The 983-nt window shown below is 60.3% G+C and carries 1 protein-coding gene; it reads left to right on the top strand.

The features are described 5' to 3' along the window. A partial coding sequence (locus IVA82_RS17035; protein WP_247493415.1) for a reverse transcriptase domain-containing protein occupies positions 1-900 on the top strand: 900 nt, incomplete at its 5' end. Positions 901-983: the final 83 nt, after the last annotated feature.

Here is a 983-nt window from a genome sequence, read left to right as displayed (position 1 = left end):
CACCAGGCTGTAGCCCAGGCACAGCGTTACGTCGCCGATGGCTACAACGTAGTGGTTGATCTCGATTTGGAAAGATTTTTCGACCGAGTTAACCACGACATCCTGATGTCGCGCGTCGCCGCACGGATACCCGATAAACGCGTGCTCAAGCTTATCCGGGCATTCCTGAATGCCGGGGTATTGGAAGATGGTTTGGTCCGACCGGTGGACGAAGGGACCCCGCAAGGCGGTCCGCTCTCGCCCTTCCTCAGTAATATCGTGCTCGACGATCTCGACAAGGAATTGGCTCGACGTGGTCACCGGTTCTGCCGTTACGCGGATGACTGCAACATCTATGTTCGCAGCCTCCACGCCGGCGAAAGGGTGAGGGCCTCGATCGGCCGGTTCCTGACCGACAAGCTCCGCTTGAAAGTCAACGAGGCCAAAAGCGCGGTGGCGCGACCCGAGGAACGTAAATTTCTCGGATTCAGCATTGCGAATGACGGGAGCGAGCGACGCATTGCGCCGAAAGCCCTCGACAAGTTCAAAGACCGAATCCGGGAAATCACGTGCCGGACGCGAGGGGTCAGTTTGCAGCAGATGATCGCAGACCTCACGCCATACCTCATCGGATGGCGCGGGTACTTCGGCTTCTGCCAGACGCCGCGCGTGCTAACGAACCTGGAAGCCTGGATCCGCCGGAGACTGCGTTTGTATCTCTGGCGGCAATGGCGGAACGGGCATAACCGATTCACGGAGCTTCGCCGCCTCGGCATCGCGAAGTTCGCCGCATCGGTCGCTGCCGGTTCACCGACGGGACTCTGGCGCATGTCCGGACACCCGGCGGTTCAACACGCTCTACGAAATCACGTGTTCGACTCTCTTGGTCTCCCCCGAATCTTCATGCCTGTGCCGGCTTAACTCGATCGAACCGCCGTGGTACGGACCCGTATGCCCGGTGGTGTGGGAGGGGTGGCGTCGCGAGACGTCCCCCTATCCCGATC

The organism is Bradyrhizobium sp. 142, from assembly GCF_023074015.1.
Taxonomy (GTDB): domain Bacteria; phylum Pseudomonadota; class Alphaproteobacteria; order Rhizobiales; family Xanthobacteraceae; genus Bradyrhizobium.
This window is presented reverse-complemented; position numbering and strand designations above follow the sequence as displayed.